Below are 2,524 nucleotides of genomic sequence, written 5' to 3'. Positions count from 1 at the left end.
GCACCACCGGCGAAATCCTGTGTACGGAACGCTTCACGCCATGTGTAACGCATACGCGCAGATAGACCATACTTTTCATAGTAAAGCGTAAAGTTGTACGCATTTTCTGAGAAGTCTAACAGACCACGCTCTGCACAGATCCCTTCGCCTAGCACAACTGCACCACGACCTGAGGTACAATCTTCAACGGAACCACCGTCGAAATCCTGGATGGTGTAGTTGGCAATCACACCAAAACCAGATGCCCAACCTAAATCTTTCTCAAAATCTGCAAGTCCGTATTGGAAGGCAAATTCAAAACCGGATTGTGTGGTCGTTTCTGGATCGTTACCTGGTGTCGTTTTATCTACACACAAACCTAACGTATTTGGATCACCTAACTGGTTCGGAACGACGTTCGGGTTAAAGAAACCACCGTCTTCACAAGGCGCAGTCGCATCACGCTCTAAACCACCTGTAGTTGTGGTCGATGGATATAGCTGAGCACCTTCGAAGTTCGTACCGAAGATATTGGTACGCTCTTTTCTGAAATAACCAACACTGGCGATCGCAGCTGGCGCGAAATACCACTCAACACTGAGATCGAATGAATCCACTTCTTCTGGCTCTAGACCTGGGTTACCCAAAGCAACCACGGAGTTTTCCTGATTGTCTAAAGTATAACCTGTTCCTAACTGGTCAAAGTTAGGACGTCTAAGGTCAGTACCGTAACCTAAACGAACCAATAAATCATCGGTAGGTTCGATCACAAGGTTCAAACGAGGTAACAGGAAGTCATAACTACCGCTGGTAGTTTCCAGCATTTCATCTGGGTTATAACCGGTAGAGTCAACTTCGGTTTCGATATAACGAACACCTAAGTTACCACGGATGAAATCACCGTATTCAAAGTTAACCTGTGCGTATAACGCATTGGTTTCTTCTTCGATTTTACGGTACGCGTTCTTTCTTTCCTGAACGTCCAGAATGTCCGGAGAATCTGGATCGTGGGCAATGACTGCCGCTTGTAAGATATCGATAACGCCTTGTGGATCGGAGAACGATTTATCTGGGTCCACTAACAGGAAGTCTTTCACAAATAAATCACGGCCATCGGCATCATTGTAGTTGTCAGGCCCTTTCACAAGAAGATCCGCAAACAAGGTACCATTTGGGCTATCAACAAGTTGGCTAAAGCCACCAATTCGGTCACCAATATCACGGTATTCGTGCGAAGTCTTACTGAAACGATAACCCACATCTACCGAGGTGATAAGATCGATGGCATCGATGTAGTAACTTGCATCAACACGGAAGGCATCTTCGGAGTTTTCCGTGGTATCGGCACCGACTTCCACCTGATCCAGGATCATGTTTGCCGGATCGGTTAACTGAGCCGCAGTAGGTGCATACGGAGAGTTAAAGTTAATCCCCCATGCCAATGAACCACCGGATAAGTCATAGGTGAACGGAACACAGTTATCGTTACTGGTACCATCTTGTGGACAGTTCGGGTTCATGAAGTTAATCGTGGTGCTCAGGTCCGGGCTTTCTGTATCCGCAGACGACGTTGCAATTGACGCACTAACGTTTAGGTTGTCACCTTGCCACTCACCACCGAAGACAAACATTTTGCTGTCGGTTACACGCGAGCCGGTGTCACTTGAAAAACGTAAGTTTGGATCGTCATCATCGACTTCGGTCAGGTTTGGTTCGATATTGCCCACAAGTGCGGCTTGTTTTGAACCAAGGTTGACGTCACCAAGGCTACCAAAGTTGACGGTTTCAAATTGTGACGGAATGCTGTCATTTTTCAATGCACTGACACCAGACGCCTGAATACGGTATGAATCCTGACTGCGTTTTTGGTCATTTAAAATCGCATCTAAATGAAACTTAAGGTTTTCATTCGGTGCCCATTCAAATGTCGTGGCTAAGTTTTTGGTTTCATAATCGTAGTTTTCCTGCTCTTGTACTAAGAACTGGATCCCCATCCACTCGTTGGTGCCATCGGTAGAGATGTTGTCACGGTCGGTACGCGGACGGAACGAAACCGATTCTTGTTCGGTATAACTACCGGTGATGATAAAACCAAACTTACCAGAGCCGGTGTCCCAGTTATCGCCGAATGCGGCAGATACACGCGGCTGCAGGCCTTCTTCACTCAAACTACTTTGCTCACCTTGTACTCGAACAGAGCCTAGGGTATCGGACAATTCCAGTGGGCGAATGGTACGTAAATTAACGGTACCACCCACAGAGCCTTCGATGGTTTTGGCATCTGGTGCTTTGGTCACTTCTACGGCAGAAATAATCGATGCGTTAACATCTTCAAAGTTAATACCACTACGACCGGCGCCTGCGCCGACGGTGGATACACCGTTGATTTCCACGCGGTTAGCGTTGGTACCACGGATTTGGACGCCCGTACCGATACCTGCGGTTCTGGTGATTTGTACACCGGTGATATTTTCCAGTACTTCTGCAAGGTTTTGGTCAGGCAGTTTACCGATATCAACGGCTTGAATAACTTCTTTTAAGTTAT

The 2,524-nt window shown here is 46.9% G+C and carries 1 protein-coding gene; it reads right to left on the bottom strand.

What is annotated here, in order from left to right:
- Positions 1 to 2,524, bottom strand: a 2,524-nt coding sequence (locus FE810_RS16970) for a TonB-dependent receptor (RefSeq protein WP_138321855.1), incomplete at both ends; no start/stop codon positions are given.

The sequence above is a fragment of the Thalassotalea litorea genome (assembly GCF_005843925.1).
Taxonomy (GTDB): Bacteria; Pseudomonadota; Gammaproteobacteria; order Enterobacterales; family Alteromonadaceae; genus Thalassotalea_A; species Thalassotalea_A litorea_A.
Note: the sequence above shows the minus strand (reverse complement) of the source record. Positions and strands in the feature narration are given on the sequence as shown.